Consider the following 18,384-nt stretch of genomic DNA (forward strand, 5'->3'; position numbering starts at 1 on the left):
CTTGCTTAAGACTTTAATAGATGCTCTGACTAAAAAGAAATGTTTTGACAATAGAAACAGACAGATTCAAAAAGTTCAAATTAACTGAAAATTTTATTTTGATAATTAAATATTAATATGCTTTGTGTACATATAGTCGTATTTAGGAACAACTGATTACACTTGAAGGTGGGTAGCGACTAACGACAAAAACCCGGTTTCTTTCGACTAAACACAAAAGTTTTTCATGTTTTAACTGAAGAAACTGGGTTTCCCGGCTTGCTAATGGGACTGGATTACTTAGTTAATTTACCTTGCAAATCCTGCCAATTAACTCCTGCAAGGCTAGGTAAAACTACGGTGGCGGTTCCCACTCGTTCGGCGGGACCAAGCCCCACGGCTCGCATTTTCGCGGCTAATGCAGCTTCCACTCCTGCGGCTGCATCTTCAACAACGATGCATTGGGAAGGTATTAATCCTAGTTCTTTGGCTGCAAAGAGAAATAAATCAGGTTCTGGTTTAGGTTTTTCCACACTAAAGCCATCTGCTAAAACATCTATGTAGGAATTGATTCCCAGTTTTTCAACCACCATTTGAGCATTTTTACTTGCTGAACCGATAGCAATTTTAATACCATCTGCTTTCAGTTCCTTAAGTAAATCCAACGCTCCTGGTAGTAAATCGATTGGTGAGATATCTTGAATTGATTCTAAATAGTAGCGGTTTTTACGCTCCATCATCTCTTGGATTTGTGCTTCTGAGTAGGCTTTATCACCTGTGATGTAGAGGAGTGAATCCCTTCGAGATACACCTCGGAGGTTTTCGTTTGCTTCCCTGCTAAAACTTAATCCTTCTTCATCGGCGAGTTTTTGCCATCCTCGATAGTGATATTCTGCGGTATCAGTTAACACACCATCTAAATCAAAGATGACTCCTTGAATCTGATTTGCATTATTTTCCATGGTTTCACCTGTTGCCTTTAAATCAAATTCATGCCATTTCCCACGCCAATAAACTTTGAACTGTAACCGTTGCCATTCGGGGGGAAGATGGGGTGTGGCAACGGGTCCAGCTTCTGTGAGTTGAATTCCACCAAAGCCAAATACCACAGCTTGCCAAACACCTCCCGCACTGGCACCATGTACGCCATCATCCGCATTTCCTCGTACATCTTCGATATCAACTAATGCTGCTTGGAGAAACCGGGTGTAGGCTTCTGCGGTTTTTCCTAAATCGGAGGCAAGAATTGCGTGAATTGCGGGACCTAGAGATGAACCATAGGTAATATCAGTACGGGGTGCGTAGTAGTCCCAATTTTTCTCTAAAACTTCTAAAGTATAGGGAAAATCGTGGGATTCCCGCATCAGATACAGCAACATTAAAACATCGGGTTGTTTGAGAACCTGACATTTATTTGCACCTTCGATGGTGAGGATGGTTTGCATCGACTTGGTGCGGGGTTCGTAATCTTCGAGATTGATATCTTGGAGTTGGAAAAATCCATCTGATTGTTCTATCATGCCTGTGGCAGCATTGTAGGGAATCCACAAATTGGCGATGATATCTTGCCAGCGTAGTCTTCTACTGAGGGAAAGTTGAAGTTTTTCTTCTAGTTCTTTGGCTTTGTCGGGGTAATTTTCCCTTAGCCAATCTTGGAGTGCGATCGCCTTTTCTAAATGCCACTGTACCATGCGATTGGTGAAGGCATTATTGTTCTCTAATTCGTGATATTCGTCTGCACCAATTACACCACGAATTTCGTAATGTTCTGATTTGGTGTTGTATTCTACCCGACTTCCCCAAAAAACGGCGGTATCGAGGATAATTTCGGCACCGTAATCTCGCATCCACCCATCATCACCTGTGACGTACCAGTAGTACCAAACTGCATACGCAATATCAGCACTAATATGAATTTCGCGATCGCGGCACCAAATGCGGATATCATCTCCGTAGGGGTCATTAGGTGGCAGCCATCTTGGTGTGACTTCATCCCCTGTATCGGCACTTTCCCAGGAATACATTGCCCCTTTATAGCCGTAGTGGATGGCTTTGCGTCTGGCTCCAGGTAAGGTATGGTAGCGGTATGATAGGAGATTTCGCGCCAATTCTGGTTGGGTAAAGGTAAAAAATGGCAAGATAAAAATTTCTGTGTCCCAGAAGATATGTCCGCGATAACCGAAACCAGATAAGGTTTTAGCGGGGACACTAACTTTATCGTTGTGAGCTGTGGCACTAATTAGAAGTTGAAAAATATTGTAACGTACCGCTAAGGCATCGCGGGTATTACCTTCTATTTTAATATCGCTATTGTGCCAAGCTGCATTCCATGCCTGCTTTTGTGCAGTTAAAAGCTGGGAGTAGCTAGATAGTTCTCCTAGTTTTTCACATGCTGCTGTTACAGGATCTGTAACTTCACGGGATGTATAAACTGTGATAAATTTTTCTACCGTGACTGTTTGTCCGGTTATTCCTTGGTAGGATGCAGTGAAGGTGGGATATCCAGGGGGATTGCTAACTTGTAAGTTCGCTTCAGTATCCCGTACAACTAGGTTCGTTGCCATACCCAAGCTAATGCGGGAACCACGGGTTCTCAGATTCAGCCACAGTCCTTCTTTACGTTTACCTTGATCTAGTAATTCCCAATGGTTAAAGCCTTGGTTTTCGGGATAACCATTAATACTACTTTGGACTTCTATTAAACCATCAAAATCAACGGGTGTAATTTGACAGCGTTGCACTAATACATGTTCGTCGGCAAGACTGGCAAAGCGTTCAAATTCTAAGTCTACAGTTTTGCCATTGGGACTACGCCATCTAACTCTACGCTGTAGAACCCCCCAACGCAAATCTAGTTGTCGCTCATAACTAATTATCTCACCACGTTCCATGCGGAAGCGATCGCCTTCGACAACTATTGCTAAAGGTAACCAATCAGGACAATTGGCAAGTTCGGTGTAGACGATGGGGACATCATCATAGACACCGTTAACCATGGTAGCTGCCACCGAGCGCGAATAACCTTCTTCAAAAGTTCCTCTTGTCCCTAAATAACCATTACCTATGGTAAAAACTGTTTCCCGGTGATGAATTTGTTCTGGGGGAAACCGAGTTTCAATTAATGTCCAATCTGTGTAGATGAAATCGCTATTCAGACCTTTTATATCCATAGCTGCTATTCTTAATTATTCAAAGGTACTGATTTTTTTTGATTTGGATTGACGCAGGGTGGGGAAACCCATGAAGATGAACAAAGAGACAGGGGGAGAGGAATAGACTATTTGTTTGCCCGATTATACCCTTATCTGCCTTTGGCTATTTTCCCTTGATAAGTTAGATCAACATATACCAAAAATGGCTAGAAACTGGACTTCCTAAATCGCTATAGCGCTTTCAGGTTAAACTTAATGGCTAATAGCTAAAGGCTAATAGCTAACCGCTTGCAGTATAACTTATTCGTTGTCTGTTCTTCCTTATTCTGATTTAATGTGACTATGTTTTTCCAAGATTTCTGCAGCTCTGGGTTTAAAAACTAAATGGTATAAAGTTTCTAAATAGCGCATTCTCGCTTCACGGTTTTCGGGGATGGCAAAATCCCAAAACTTGTAAATTTTGGCAATGAGTAATAGTTGTTTACAGTGGGAATCCCAGTTAAACTTATTCTGGATGCGTTCGATTACCCGTTGTGATGTTTCCTGCCAATATTCAGGAATGCGATCGCATGTTTCCAAAAACTGTACTATTTTCTGGGTTGTCCCTTCTAAATCGGTGGGATTAATTAAAAATACGTCTTTGTCTTCGATAATTTCCGATACACCTCCAAACTGAGTGGCAAAGGTAGGTAAACCAGAAATCATTGCTTCTAAGATGGTTCTCCCGAAGGGTTCAAAATGGGCAAAGTGAACGAATATCCCCTGATAATCTGCGATCGCTCGATAGGTTTCTCCTAAGTCTAAATTACTGAGGCGCAATCCTAACCAACGAATTTTGCCTTCGAGGTGGTAGTGGTTAATCAACTCGTGGAGTTTGGCAATTTCCTCTGCTTGTTCTGGGTGGGTTGTTTGGTCAGGATGTAATTTACTAGTTAGTAAAATTAAATTACAATGTTCTTGCAATTCTGGACTTTTGCTAAAACATTCCGTGAGCCGAGTCAGGTTTTTAATGGCATCAATGGGGGCAATGGCAAAAATCGGACGTTTTTTTGGGTCTTTTAAATTACCCAGAATTTGCGGATCTTCACGGGTAAATAAGGTTTGGCAAATTTGGCTGCGGCAGTTATCATCACGGTTCCCTGTTTGGCTGGGGGCAAAGAAAATATTCTCGTTTACTCCTGGTGGCACAACGTTAAATTTGGGATTAAATAAATCAATCCCATCTACCACATGATACAAACTTGGCATTGTGAAACACTTATATGATTCATATTGCCCGATGCTGTCGGGTGTGCCGACAATTTCTTGGTAAGATGAAGCAATAATAAAATCTGCTGCGTTCATGCTGATTAAATCAGCAGTAAATTGAGCCGAAAAATGGTATCTTTCTTCCAAATCTTGCCAATAAAGGTTACTAAATAGGTTTTTAGGTTTTTCTAAAGCGTGGGCAATATTACATTGAGTCGCTTTCAAACGGCGTGCCAATAGGGAAGCAACCAAGTTACCATCACTGTAGTTACCAATAATTAAATTTGGTCTGCCGCGAAATTCTGCCAGGAGTTGTTTTTCTGCTTCTAAGGCAAAATGATCCAAATAGGGCCAAATTTCATATTTAGAAATCCAGTTTTGGGTAACTTGCAGGTTATGTTCGGCAAAAGGTACCCGTAAAATCCAAGCATTGTCACTACCTTGGAGTTTCTCCAAGCGCATATCACAAGCTGTTCCTTCGCAGTTGGGAATTAACCGCGTCAAAATTATCACATGAGGCTTGATTCCCAATAAATCAAGCCCTGCAAGCTTTATCTCTTCTCTGAGTTTTTTTTCTAAGTTGCGAGCTTGTTCGATTACATACATTACCTGCCCAGCAGTTTCCGGTTTCCCTGCTACCCCCTCCTGTCCTACCCAACCATGGATGGAGATGAGAGTGACACGGAAAATTGCCGGAATCCTAGCAACAAAAGCTTCCACTACCCCCGGTTCTGGGTTATCAATCAAACGGTTAAATAGTTCTAGGGTTTCCCTCACCCTGGAAGCTGTATTACCCCAACCTGGTTCCAAACCCAGTGCTTGTAAGTCAAAGCGGAATTTATCGTAAGTTTCTTGGGGTGAACGTTGATTGAGGATGGTGAGTGCAGCTTTAACCTGTTCGACTAGTTCTTTTCCAGAGGTGATGCGATCGCTAATTAACAGCGGCAACCCATCATACTCCAAACGGTGTAAAACCTGAAACAATACTTCTAGCCAATGTTCAGGATCGGTTTCCAATTGGCTACATAAATAATGGTTCAGGAAAGCTAAACCTTGACCCACATTTCGGGCATCATCAATTCTGGGAGAACCCTGATAAAAAGGTTCTAAATCTATTTCTAGTATCTGGGGTTGGAAGCGATTGACAATGCGATCGCGTACATTCAACAATGCTTGGGGAGTCATGCGCTCAAAACTCTCCATATCCGCACCTAAACGCCAAACTTCCTGACTGGCAATCCAAGGACGCACCAAAAACCAGGTACTTTCTTCCTCTAAAATAATTTCGTGGGTGTAATTGATGAGTTTACCCAATCCCGAAACATGGAAAAAGTAAGCAGGTTTTTCTGTCTGCTGACAATAATCACCAAAAGCTTGGAGAATTTCATTTCTGAGTAGATATCGTTTCCCAGAAGTCCCTAAAGTTGAAATTAACTGACGTAAAGCAACTTTTTCATCACTGTTGAGAACAGTTTGAGCTAGTTCGTGCATGGCAAATTCCTGAATTAGAACTAGACGCAAATTAAACAATTATCAGTCACCAGTTATCAGCTATTATTTAAGCCATCCATTAATTTAAATCTTGATAACTGCCTACTGTAGCTTGCGGTTTTTCCGCTATGCGTCCACACTGTCTACTAATTTAAACAGTAACAGCCGACATCATCACCTGGCTGGGCAAATGATGCAAGCTATCTTTCAAATATAGACCTTAACATCAAAGCTGGAAGTCTTGATGCTTTTAAACTTAACGTAAAAATTAACTATCTATTTTTTATCACCACCTCAACTATCTAACATCACAACTTCAGTTACCTCTATCTAAAGTATGGGTTTAAGTTAAGTTATTTTATAAATAAAGTTGCTAGCGATCACCATTCATTCTGCTCAAAATCTACCACCTGTAACTATACTTAAGACTATCGTAATATTTATGTCAAAAAATATTCTATTTGCCATCGCATTAATACTAACTCTATTAGTTAACTTTCCATCTTCCGTATCAGCAACACTTCGCCAACACCAAGATGCACCTGGGGTAATGCGTTACCATTCCCAAATATCCACCAGAGATAACATCGGGCATCCCTGGCAGGTAGTTCTGTATAAAAAAATAAATCCCGGTAAATCACCAGATCAACATCTTCGTTTAGTTGGTTTTCCTGGTGTGGTTGAATTTTTGCATCCCCAAGTCTTGGAAATCGAAACAAAAGATGGTCAACTATTAACTGCACCAGATGTTTACGCCCAAGAGTCCCCAGCAGCTAGCGTCGGAGAATATAAATTAACCAGTATTTTATCCCAAATACCAGTAGATAGCCCTTTGAAACTTTACCTACCTGTAACCGAAAAACAACGGCTGAGTATAACTATTTCCGAGAATGCGATCGCTGAATGGCAACTCCTCTTAACCAGCATAGATGATTAACTACAATCTCTGTTAATTTTTGAATATCCCAGTAAATTTGTATTCAGCTTTCACGCTAATATGAGATACCTAGTAAAGTTTGGCAAAAATACAAAATTTAATTACAGACTCAGAAAATCAAGCTTGATCTTCCCCTGTATGTGAATCAGTATGCTCTGCCAGAATCTACTAGCTCTTCAAGCTGTAAATTCGTTGCCTGTATTATGGTTCAGTACACCCTCGCTCAAAGCCCAGAAATCATCCTCAATATTCCTGGAAAAGATTCAGCCAAAGCCCGTGAGAAAGCCATGGATCAGCTGATGGAACTCATGGATACAGGTAAATTACCCACGGAACTTGAAGAGGGATTTAGCCCCCAACAACTAATCGAAGTCAAGGAAACCGCTACCGAAAATACTAGCGGCGAAGATGCCATTACTCAAGCTGTCCAAATCCTTAGTAATCTAGCTACCCTCAAATTAAAAGTCCAAGAGTCTCGCAGTGAAGCTTTAGAGGTTCGCAAAGCCGTTGATATCCTATTCTCAGATCAATCTGTATCAGAGGAAGAGATTTCTAAACTCAAAGAAGGCTTTAAGGTATTGAAAAACTATGCTCAAGCTAATCTTCGCTACCAAGAAGCAAGATCAAAAGCTGAACAAGCGAGGGAAGTATTAGATAGAGCCTTAAAATCAGCAGATAAATAACTCAAATTAATCTTAAACCTTTGTAGAGACGTAGCAGTGCTACGTCTCTACATTTTTTATGGTTTGTTAACTGGCTTTGTGATTACCTATACTTTTTAGTTAACACTTATGCCCTTTGCTTCCTGCCTTCTTCAATCTAGTTATCACCTTGAAAGGGCTAGTCCTAAACTTTTATCTACCGCCGATTCTTCTAATACTAGAACTAGAACTTGATTGCTGATTTTGTTCCCCAGTATTAATCCGTTCCACACTGACATTCTGCCTATAGTACTGCTGATAATGACTGTAGTTAGCAGAGAGAGCATCTTTAGATTTATTTGCTACCATTCCTAAAATTGGAGTTCCGGAAATTTGCAACTCATCCAAGGCTTCCTTGAATAAGGTTCGTTTCAGCTTGCCTAATCCAGCCACTAAGACCATTCCATTGGTATTTGCCGCCAATAAATTAGCATCAGCAAAACCAACAACTGGTGGTGTATCGTAAATAACTAAATCAAAACTTGTTTGCAGGTCATTCATCAAATCCTGCATTTTTTGGGAGGCAAGTAAGCGAACAGAATCAGGTGGAATTGGACCAGCGCTGAGAACATAAAGGTTATCTTCAATAGGCGATCGCTCAATCACATTACTCCACTCCAGATCAGAGGAGATCACATCTGTCAAGCCTTGAATGTTCATCAATCCCAATCGCTGATGCAGAGTCGGACAGCGTAAATTCGCATCAACTAACAATACCCTTTGTCCCATTGCCGCAGCCGCCAAAGCCAAGTATACAGCCACGGTAGATTTACCATCACCATGCTGTGCCGAGCTAATAACTAACGAACGAATGGGTGCATCTGAACCCAAAAGCAAAATATTAGTATACAAAGAGCGGAACACTTCAAAGAATGCTGCACGGTTAGGTTGAAGTAGTTCACCAGTTGTACTATCCTGTAAACCCAAAGTAGCCAATTCTTTACGGGCAGGAACCACACCCAACAAAGGCAGTAAAGCAGATTCCTTCAAGTCTTTAGATGTATAGAAAACATTGCTGAGTTTGTCAATGATTAATGCTGCCCCTGTTCCTAACAGTAAACCTAACATTACACCCAGTGCCAAGTTCCGCTTCACACTATCAGAGACAGCTGACGGTTCATTGACTTGAGTAAGTTCTGGATCTAACAATTGCCAAAGTTGAAGTCTTTGTGCCTCTTCAATTTCTAATGCTTGCTGCTTAGTTAGGAATTGATTGAGGTTATCAGTGGCAATCTTCAGTTGTAGCTGGATATTGTCATAGTCACGACTCACAGTTGCCAATGTGCGTAGGTAGGCATTTAGATTAGTAATTTTCTGACCAATAGCCCCATCTTTGGCAGCTAGTTCTCGAACTCGACTTTGGAAGTCTCGCTGAACTCTTTCTTCCTCAATTTTTAGCAATGGTAGCAAACCATCTTTTGTATCAGTAGCAGTATCTAGATGATAATCACCTGCTTTGAAAATAGCTGATTGCTTTCTGATTACAATGTCAGCTTGTTGAATTTCGTCAAGTATCTTTTGATAACGAGCATTTGCACTCAAAATTGAATTACCAGTTCGTTCGCTTGGTTGCTGTGCTAATTCTCGTTGTAAATCATTATATTGAGCTAGCATCTGCTCATATTGAATTCGGTTTTCTAGTTGCTGTTGCGTCAAACTAGCAATATGACTAGATATTTCTTGCGCTTTCTGGGCTGGTTCAACTAAGTTGTTTGTTTGACGAAGATTGCGGAGTCTATTTTGCCATTCCTGAACTCGCGTCAACAATCCACCCTTGTTGATTCGTTCCTTAACGAATTTAATTGCTTCTTTTACATCTTTTTGGCGTTCATCCAAGCTGTATTGTCGATACACTTCCGACAAAGCTTGCAGCACATCAGTAACTTGCGCTTCATCAAGGTCAGCATATTCAATAGACAAAATATTTTGTTCTTGGGAAGTTATTTCTAAATTACTAACTAAACCAGTGTAGGTCAAATCTGGATATTTCTTTTGGAGATTTTTAACTACAGGATTTAGAAGACGTGGACTTTCTAAGACTTTGATAGTTGTACTAATTTCATTAGCTGCCTCAGGTGCTATCTGTCCACTAATAGCTTGAGGGACATTGACTATAGCTTTGGTTTCACCTGTGACAGGCTTTGTCAAAATCTCGAACTGACCTTGATAGACTGGAGGATCGGTTTCTGCTTTTAGTACCGCAGCAGTTGCGACTACACCGGTGATTCCAGCAATTAGTAAGGCTCGACGACGGAGAGTGGAGCCAACTTGACCGAGATTCAATCCACCTTCATCTGCATCACTTAACTGATTGACGTTGGTTTGTAACAATTGTTGAGGATGTTTTTCTGACTTCAGCATAATGCGGGTCGTTGTGATTACTAATGTTGGCAATTTCTGGATGCGATCGCATTTTGGTACGGTTGAGGTTTTAGTCTGACGATCGTCGCACCCGATTTTTGACAAAGTACAGTTAGCCCAAGATCTAACTTCGGTATGATTTAAAACCTACGTAAATTAGCAGCGAAAATACAAAATCCGGGCAAACATGGAGAGATGCACTAAAAATACAGTAACATCACACAGTAAAAATTTGTGAACTTGTTTGGTTTTAAATTAAAAATATCTTGATTTTATACATGATTTAGCTTAATCTCTGGTACAAATAGGGTGATATTCCTTGCCTAACTAATGGAGTAGTACTTAATTGGTCGCACAGACCCGTGCTAAAAAACCCCAGCTTTGCCGAATTACGGATGTAGAGACCCAATACATTGCGTCTTCCCAGTATTTCAACATTACGCAGAATCGCTTTCATACATCAAGTCAGCAGCGCCTCAATTCCTATCTATTCCCTAGATATATTAAATTTACTGACGGATCGCAGTTTATTTTTCTCTGGCTAGAGTAGTAAAAATACGTAGTTTTATCCGACTAGTCTATTCTTACATCACACATAAAAGATTTCCGGATAAAGTTTAGTTGTTGAAATTTTTAGGATTTTCAACAAGAGGTGGAGTAAATTCCCACTCCGCCTGGGATGTCCAATCCCAGTCTCACAGTACAAGTCCATTAAATACAATGCAAGTTTTTATATTGTGGAACAGGCATCCTGCCTGTACAAATTAGATTAACGAAGCAAAGGTACACCGTATTATTCGCTCAGTAATTCCTGGCAATAAAAAAGAGCAGCCATTAGACTGCTCTATAAAGCTGAGGCGCTAGGATTCGAACCTAGGGATGTCGGGACCAAAACCCGATGCCTTACCACTTGGCGACGCCTCAACGATTCACACTTGTTAATATAGCAGGTACTACCCCAATGTTGTCAAGTGCTATTTCAGCAAAAATTTAAATAGATTGGTAAATATTTTATTGTCAGTTTGCTTTTACTGGCAGACTTACAGAAATCTTCAGACTGTTAAGAATATTCAGGTAACTATTGTCCCTAGTCTGAAAAAAACCAGGATATGATTAATATAGTTTATTTATTTCTACGATTGCTATTTATTTTTCTAACGTCCATCTCAGGTTTTGCCAAATTGACCACTAATAGTTATTGCCTCCTGTACTGTAAGTGAAATATCATCCTATTTAAATATGTCGTCTACTACAAAAAGTGCTAACCGTCCCACCCTAATATCCTTGTTTAATTTTTTGCTCAATCGAATTCAGCAGAGACGAAACAAGATATACGATTATACCCAGTATGTTAGTGGACGCGACTACGTTTTTGAAGTTGGCGAAGATTTGACAAAAGCTTACATGACGGCACAGGGCAGAGGGATCAAAGTTGGCGATCGCATTCTCATTCAAAAGAGCGATGCATTTGGCGGACGAAGCGATCGCATTTACCATTATGACGTTGAAATGATTGACTATTACTCAAATCCACCCGATATGTGGATGGCTTCTTTGATCAAAATTAAAGTTGAAGAACCAAAATAATTTTATTTAGTTACATAGTTATATATATTTAAAACACTTGATATCTTTACTAAAAAACTAAAACTACCAAATTTAATATCAATAAACCCTTAGGGGCAGTCCTTTCAATGCGTTCATACGTACTACCATTTTTCCGGCTGAAACCCTCATTCTTGCGTTACCGTAAAATTAAGTTTTTTAGTTATCCATACAAATTTACGATCTCCGCAGATCAAAAACGATCAATATACCGCCGATTGAATTATTCGTTTTGTCGAAGATTTATCACAAGCCTTATTTTTAGGGGGTTAATTGGACGTGTATTTTGGACAGAAAAGCTAGTACACTAGTTCGCATTGAAAGGGCTGACCCTTAGGGGCAAACGGTTGTTTGCCTCAATTGTGCTGATTGCCCTAACCACCCCAAATGTTTTCGCTTCTGGAAAACTATTTTTGGAGGCAGAGGCACCCCAAAAATCCGCTATGTAAGAGAACATAAACTTACCTCAAACCCTTAACACTACTGACTATTCGCTACTCACTACTCACTCCCCTTAGCCTTGGATTCTCAAAAACCCCGAAAATACAGAAATTTACCAGACATATCCGGAAGAATTTTCAAAATTTACACAGTCTTTATCTATCGGATCTTCATATTTAGCGAATTAGTATATAAAGATATTTCAGTTCATGTAGGTATTTCAGCGGATTTTCCCAGTGAATATCTTCATATAAATAATTATTTGAAATTAAAGTTCTCGGTAATACTTGCCAAATTGGCAACAACTTGTGAGAACATGATTGAGGGCATTCGCACTTCTGTGCGTTGGCGACACTCTAGCAGGGAGTATCGATCTACCAAATCAAGCCTTGGAAAAGCAGAGAGATGTAATTCATCTCTGCAACACTGGTAATGGAAACTAAAACGTGAATGTATGCAGACATTTTTAGTTACAGGTGGAGTCGGTTTCATCGGATCTAACTTCATCCTCAAAGCTAGAAAGCAAAAGTGGGCTAATATCATCAACCTAGACAAGCTAACCTATGCCAGCAATCCCCATAATTTGGCTGAATTACAGGGCGACAACGGGTATAAATTTGTTCAAGGTGACATTGCCGATAGTCGGCTAATACAGGACTTATTAGCAAAGCATCAACCTGATGCAATTATTAACTTTGCTGCCGAAAGTCATGTAGATAGGTCAATTATTAGTCCAGAAAATTTTATTCAAACCAATGTAGTTGGGACGTTTAATCTCCTAGAAGCCAGCAAAAATTACTGGAATCAATTATCTCCCCAACAAGGTAAAACATTCCGTTTTTTACACATCTCTACTGATGAAGTGTACGGTTCCTTAGAACCCAGTGCGTCAGCTTTTAGAGAAGATACTCCCTATAATCCCAATAGCCCATATGCTGCTTCTAAAGCCAGTTCAGATCACTTAGTTCGAGCTTACCAGCATACATACGGTTTACCAACATTAACAACTAATTGCTCAAATAATTACGGTTCTTATCAATTCCCTGAAAAACTTATTCCCTTAATGATCATCAATGCCTTAAATGGCAAACAATTACCAATTTATGGAGATGGTCAAAATATCCGTGATTGGCTATATGTTGAAGATCACTGTGAGGCAATCTATCTAGTTTTACAACAGAGTGAAATAGGTCAAACCTATAATATTGGAGGAAATAACGAACTTGCAAATATCACAGTTGTGGAGCAAATTTGTACGATATTAGATGAATTAGTCCCTAAATCTAACTTTAAATACTCTTCCCTCATTACCTATATAAAAGATAGACCAGGACACGATCGACGTTATGCCGTTGATTGTAGTAAAATTAAACACGACTTGGGATGGGAACCCAAAGAAAACTTTGCCAGTGGTTTAACAAAAACCATTCAATGGTACCTAAATAACACAGCTTGGATTGAACAAATTCAATCAGGAACTTACCAAAATTGGATTCGACAAAACTATGAAAACAGAAAAATATCACTATCCACCTAATAGTCTGTCAATAAAATTTTGATGGTTATATACACATCCACAATCCTGTAGAGACGTAGCAGTGCTACATCTCTACAACCGTCATTTTTATATTGACAGACTACTAATACCAATTTGATATGAAGCTGAATCATAAAGAACCCCACCCTAACCCTCCCCGAAATCAGCGAGGAAACAAGAATTTAGTTCCCCCTCCCCGCAAGCCTACGGTGTACACACAAGTCCAAGTAAAGTAATAACAGGTAAATCCCTCACTCCGTCTGGGATTGAAAATCCTAGTCTCACAGCAAAAGTCCATTTCAATGGACTAAAAACTAAAAATATTCAGTCATCTTGTAGATGACTTTAGCTATTAGACGGCGGTTTCAACCGTTGACGGGCGTGGAATTATAAAAAATATAGGGAATTCGATACTTGTGTGTACACCGCAGCCCTGTGGGGGAGAGGTACCCTGCGGGAAGCAAGCTATGGAGAGGGGTTCCTCGGTCAGTTTTGCAATTTTTCAAAGATCTTCTTCAATCTAAAACCAAAATTATCAATATTACATGAAAGGTATTATCTTAGCTGGCGGATCAGGAACTCGACTTTATCCACTCACTCAAGTAGTGAGTAAGCAACTAATGCCAGTTTATGATAAGCCAATGATTTATTATCCCCTCTCAACATTAATGTTGGCAGGAATCCGCGAAATACTCATAATTTCCACACCCGAACATCTACCATTATTTCAACAACTTTTACAAGATGGTAGCCAATGGGGTTTAAAATTTAGCTACATAGAACAACCAAAACCTGAAGGATTGGCACAAGCTTTTATCCTAGGCAAAGACTTTATTGGTGATGACACCGTATGCTTAATTTTAGGTGATAACCTATTTTATGGACATGGCTTAGTTGAAGTATTAACTAGTGCCGCAAAGTTACAAGAAGGTGCCTTAATCTTTGGTTATCAAGTCGCAGAACCCCAACATTATGGTGTAGTAGAATTTGATAGCAATGGTCAAGTTGTCAGTTTAGAAGAAAAACCACACATACCAAAATCTAACTATGCTGTACCTGGTATTTACTTCTATGATTCTCAAGTAGTAAAAATTGCCGAAAATCTCCAACCCTCAGCACGAAACGAATTAGAAATTACCGATCTGAGTAGAAATTATCTCAATCAAGGAAAACTAAAAGTCGAAATACTAGGTCGTGGTTATGCTTGGTTAGATACAGGAACCCACGAATCCCTACACCAAGCTGCCAGTTTTATTCAAACCTTGGAACAAAGACAGGGTTTAAAAGTCGCTTGTATAGAAGAAATTGCCTATCACCAAGGATATATCGATTCTGAACAACTTTATCAACTCGCAAAACCACTTATTAAAAGTAGTTATGGACAATATTTATTAAATATACTCAATTATGTTTAACAATTTTGAAAGGAAATTGGTTTTGCGATCCCAAGCGTGATAATTTGTTTCAGAGAGATTAAAGGACTGCATCGTGAAAATAACACCAACCAAAATTCCTGACGTATTGCTAATTGAACCAAAAATTTTTAGTGACGAACGTGGTTTTTTCTACGAAAGCTATAATCAAAAAACCTTATTCAATCAAGTAAATATTACTCAGCACTTTGTCCAGGATAATCACTCGCGGTCTGTAAAAAACGTTCTCCGTGGTCTACACTACCAAATAAATCAACCCCAGGGAAAACTCATCAAAGCAATCCTCGGTGAAATATTCGATGTTGCAGTTGATTTACGTACTAGTTCTCAATACTTTGGTCAATGGGTTGGTGTTAACTTAAGCGCAGAAAACAAACAGCAACTATGGATTCCACCCGGATTTGCCCATGGCTTTTTGGTACTTTCAGATTATGCGGAAATACTATATAAAACCACAGATTTTTATGCACCAGAACATGAACGTACCATTATTTGGAATGATCCAGAAATTGGCATTAACTGGTCTTTAACAGAATCACCCATACTTTCAGCCAAAGATCAAGCAGGTAAATATCTCAAATCAGCCGAGGTATACCCATGACCAAAATACTACTTACAGGAGTCACCGGACAAGTTGGTTGGGAACTGCAAAAAAGTTTAATGAATTTGGGTGAAGTGATTTCCGTCAGTCGTGATGTCAGTAACTCCGATTTGTATATGGATTTATCGCAACCAGACAGTATTCGCCAAGTTATTCGAGAAATCAAACCCGATCTAATTATTAACCCCGGTGCATACACAGCAGTAGACAAAGCTGAATCAGAACCAGAATTAGCTATGGCAGTTAACGGTATTGCACCCGGTATTATTGCCGAAGAAGCAAAATTAATTGGTGCAGGAGTAATTCATTATTCAACAGATTATGTATTTGATGGCAAAAGCTCAAAACCCTATACGGAAATAGATCAACCAGAACCACAAAATATCTATGGTAAAACCAAATTAGCTGGAGAAAAAGCAATTCAAGCAGTAGGAATACCACATCTAATCATTAGAACCAGTTGGGTATATGGATTACGAGGTAAAAACTTCCTGATGACAATGTTGAAATTAGCAAAAGAACGGGAAGAATTAAAAGTTGTAGATGATCAAATTGGTTCACCTACCTGGAGTAGATTAATAGCTGAATCAACTGCAAAAATTTTATCTTTGGGAGAATATAACTTCAAAGATTTTTTGCATCATCACAGCGGGACTTATCATCTCACCTCCACAGGTCAAACAAGTTGGTATGATTTTGCCAAAGCAATATTTGAACTGGTTCCCAATCGCAATCAGTATAAACTCCAAAATCTAGTTGCCATACCCACTGTTGAATATCCCACACCAACCAAAAGACCAGCTTTTTCTACACTTAATACAGAGAAAGTTTCTCAGACATTTGGATTAGTTCTGCCAAATTGGCGAGAAAATCTTGAACTTATTCAATTTTAGGTAGCTAGCAACTAACGTTAGCAGTACTAGCTTTTTCAAGGTGGTAAATAGAGAAGCTAAAGCAAGAAATATATTTTTCAAAATTTCTCGTGGAAAAGAGTCGCACCCAAATTGATTTGCTAGCTGTAGCGGCATCTGTATCGAACAGCTTGCACCATAAATTCCAGCCAATAAGCCGCCAAAAACTGAGAATCTACGACCTTTTCATCAAGAACGCGATCGCGATTACGTATTTGAAGCTGTGGAAGGTAGTACCACAGTTTATATGACCGCTCAAATTAAAGGGGTTAGTGTGGGAAATTATATCGTTTGATGCCATGATTCCCAAGTATGCCGATATCGAGTCGAACAAATCGACTATTATGCCAATCCTTCCGATATGTGGACGGCACAAATCGAACGAATCGGGAACGGGTAATTGTGGTTTAGCTATAATTTAGCTAATTAATAACAAGCGCTTTACCCAACCCTTTAATGTTTTGGGATTTTTTAATTCTGTTTTTGGTTGTTCTGCCGTAGAGTATGTTTTCCTATATTGATGCTCTTGGTATTGAATGGCAATAATGCTGCTGATGTACAGCATGTATCCCGGTTCCTCCATTTGCGACAAAACCAAGCCAAAGAGAAACACGCAAATTACAAACAACCGTGAGATATCATCCACGCAAATCCTCCGCCACACAACCGACCAAATATAGATAAACGAAGCCAATCCCAAAAATCCCAAGTCTCCCCAAATTCCAGCCCAACCAAATAGGGGCGAAAACATACTCGATTGGTCGCCCAACCAGCTATCGCGTACTGCGTTCCAAACCTCATTACTAGCTGGATGGATGGTGATTCCCAGTGGTATTAATATTTCTCGATAGTCTTTGATTAGCCAACCCCCCAACCGTCCCACTGTGTGACCTGGACCCAAACCCAACCACTGGTTCCAGAAGGATTGATAGTAACTGGGGACGATGCGAAATATGGATGTTTTGAGTAAGGTTGCTTCTCCATCCGGACCGTAGATTTCCGGTCGAATCCAAGTTTTGAAAGCTCTAAATTCGGGAATATTTTGTACACACCAGTAAAATCCAGCGATTAAGATAATTCCTACAATCAAATATTGTAGTAATTTTCCGATATTTTTAAACTTAGTTAGTAATAAAATCATCCATGCTAGGGCAAAGATTAATATGGACTGTTTCGCATCAGCGATATTCATGTGCCAAATCGTGATGAGGAGTATGCTTAAGCGCAACCAAATAGGAATTATTTTTGCGCTTAAAACATAAAAAGCACCGAAGGATAGAGCTACGGATGCACCAACAACGTGACCTGCTCCCTGACCGATGAAAACTCCTTTGATGTTATCTGCTCCTCCCGCTCCCAGCAGATGCAATCTAAACACATAATATTGTATGTATGCAAATATAGTATTGATAAATCCAGCAAAGACGATATGCGATCGCAGCCCTTTGATTCTTTCCCAGGTCATAGGAACACAGATAATTGCTAGTAGCAACAGAAAATGTTCACACAATAGGAGAAAATTGAGAATATAGTTGATAAAACCAGCTTTATTGACAAAGGCACTGGCAACATTAACCGTAAAAAAGATAAATAAAGCGAAAATTATTTCCTTAACTGCGGCAATTTGAGCTTTATTTTTGATGCGGGTTTTCGTCAGAATAAATATACAAGCCCAAGGAACAATGAGAAGATGCAAAAAGTTGATTGCAGATGGGATACCAACCGACGTAAAAATACGAATATAAAATGTAGTGTAAAATCCCAATAATATTAATGTGGAAAAAGCAATGAAAGCACTCTTTTTCGTTTTGAGTAAAACAGGGGTATTCATATTTTTTGGCGATCGCACAACTGTTGTTTGGATTGATGTTCGACTTTATATTTAATTTTTTACTTAAATTTATGTTAGTCCTAAAAAAGTAATGTTTTTGGGATGATAATGCGCTATGCAAAGTGCAAAAATTTATCACATCTTTAGGACTACCCT

The 18,384-nt window shown here is 39.5% G+C and carries 12 protein-coding genes and 1 tRNA gene; 7 read left to right on the plus strand and 6 right to left on the minus strand.

Going from position 1 to position 18,384, the window contains the following annotated elements; translation table 11 throughout:
- Positions 1-275: 275 nt before the first annotated feature.
- Both pgmB and CAL6303_RS10375 read right to left on the minus strand, forming a co-directional pair.
- On the minus strand, positions 276-3,149 hold the full coding sequence (gene pgmB, locus CAL6303_RS10370; RefSeq protein ID WP_015197805.1) for a beta-phosphoglucomutase: 2,874 nt from the start codon (positions 3,147-3,149) through the stop codon (positions 276-278).
- 303 nt (positions 3,150-3,452) lie between these two features.
- Positions 3,453-5,870, minus strand: a complete 2,418-nt coding sequence (locus CAL6303_RS10375) for a sucrose synthase (protein WP_015197806.1) — start codon at positions 5,868-5,870, stop codon at positions 3,453-3,455.
- A gap of 442 nt (positions 5,871-6,312) precedes the next feature.
- Between CAL6303_RS10375 and CAL6303_RS10380 the strand changes: the two genes are divergently transcribed.
- Positions 6,313-6,807, plus strand: a complete 495-nt coding sequence (locus CAL6303_RS10380) for a DUF3122 domain-containing protein (protein ID WP_015197807.1) — start codon at positions 6,313-6,315, stop codon at positions 6,805-6,807.
- A 203-nt stretch (positions 6,808-7,010) separates the two neighbouring features.
- Positions 7,011-7,490, plus strand: coding sequence for a hypothetical protein (locus tag CAL6303_RS10385; RefSeq protein WP_015197808.1), 480 nt, complete (start codon positions 7,011-7,013; stop codon positions 7,488-7,490).
- 171 nt (positions 7,491-7,661) lie between these two features.
- Here CAL6303_RS10385 and CAL6303_RS10390 read toward each other — a convergent pair whose 3' ends face one another.
- Positions 7,662-9,869 (minus strand): GumC family protein, encoded by a 2,208-nt coding sequence (locus CAL6303_RS10390; RefSeq protein ID WP_015197809.1) that lies wholly within the window; start codon positions 9,867-9,869, stop codon positions 7,662-7,664.
- Positions 9,870-10,721: 852 nt separating this feature from the next.
- Positions 10,722-10,793 (minus strand) — tRNA-Gln (locus CAL6303_RS10395).
- A 315-nt stretch (positions 10,794-11,108) separates the two neighbouring features.
- Between CAL6303_RS10395 and CAL6303_RS10400 the strand changes: the two genes are divergently transcribed.
- Positions 11,109-11,456: a hypothetical protein gene (locus tag CAL6303_RS10400; protein WP_015197810.1), complete on the plus strand. Its 348-nt coding sequence runs from the start codon at positions 11,109-11,111 to the stop codon at positions 11,454-11,456.
- Between the two features lie 325 nt (positions 11,457-11,781).
- On the opposite strand, the gene CAL6303_RS30285 is transcribed toward CAL6303_RS10400, so the two are convergent.
- Positions 11,782-11,931: a hypothetical protein gene (locus tag CAL6303_RS30285; RefSeq protein ID WP_158333142.1), complete on the minus strand. Its 150-nt coding sequence runs from the start codon at positions 11,929-11,931 to the stop codon at positions 11,782-11,784.
- Between the two features lie 438 nt (positions 11,932-12,369).
- Here CAL6303_RS30285 and rfbB point away from each other — a divergent pair, with 438 nt between their 5' ends.
- The 4 genes from rfbB to rfbD all read left to right on the plus strand — a co-directional run bounded on the left by rfbB (position 12,370) and on the right by rfbD (position 16,379).
- Positions 12,370-13,452 (plus strand): dTDP-glucose 4,6-dehydratase, encoded by a 1,083-nt coding sequence (gene rfbB, locus CAL6303_RS10405; RefSeq protein WP_015197811.1) that lies wholly within the window; start codon positions 12,370-12,372, stop codon positions 13,450-13,452.
- Positions 13,453-13,997: 545 nt separating this feature from the next.
- Positions 13,998-14,867, plus strand: coding sequence for a glucose-1-phosphate thymidylyltransferase RfbA (gene rfbA, locus CAL6303_RS10410; protein WP_015197812.1), 870 nt, complete (start codon positions 13,998-14,000; stop codon positions 14,865-14,867).
- A gap of 73 nt (positions 14,868-14,940) precedes the next feature.
- Entirely contained in the window at positions 14,941-15,486 is a 546-nt protein-coding gene (gene rfbC / locus CAL6303_RS10415; RefSeq protein ID WP_015197813.1) for a dTDP-4-dehydrorhamnose 3,5-epimerase, read from the plus strand.
- Entirely contained in the window at positions 15,483-16,379 is an 897-nt protein-coding gene (gene rfbD, locus CAL6303_RS10420; RefSeq protein ID WP_015197814.1) for a dTDP-4-dehydrorhamnose reductase, read from the plus strand. The genes rfbC and rfbD overlap by 4 nt, the downstream gene beginning before the upstream one ends.
- Before the next feature lie 436 nt (positions 16,380-16,815).
- Here the strand turns inward: rfbD and CAL6303_RS10425 are convergent, their stop codons facing one another.
- On the minus strand, positions 16,816-18,246 hold the full coding sequence (locus tag CAL6303_RS10425; RefSeq protein ID WP_203225947.1) for a hypothetical protein: 1,431 nt from the start codon (positions 18,244-18,246) through the stop codon (positions 16,816-16,818).
- Between the last annotated feature and the right edge of the window lie 138 nt (positions 18,247-18,384).

It is taken from the genome of Calothrix sp. PCC 6303, from assembly GCF_000317435.1.
Classification (GTDB): Bacteria; Cyanobacteriota; Cyanobacteriia; order Cyanobacteriales; family Nostocaceae; genus PCC-6303.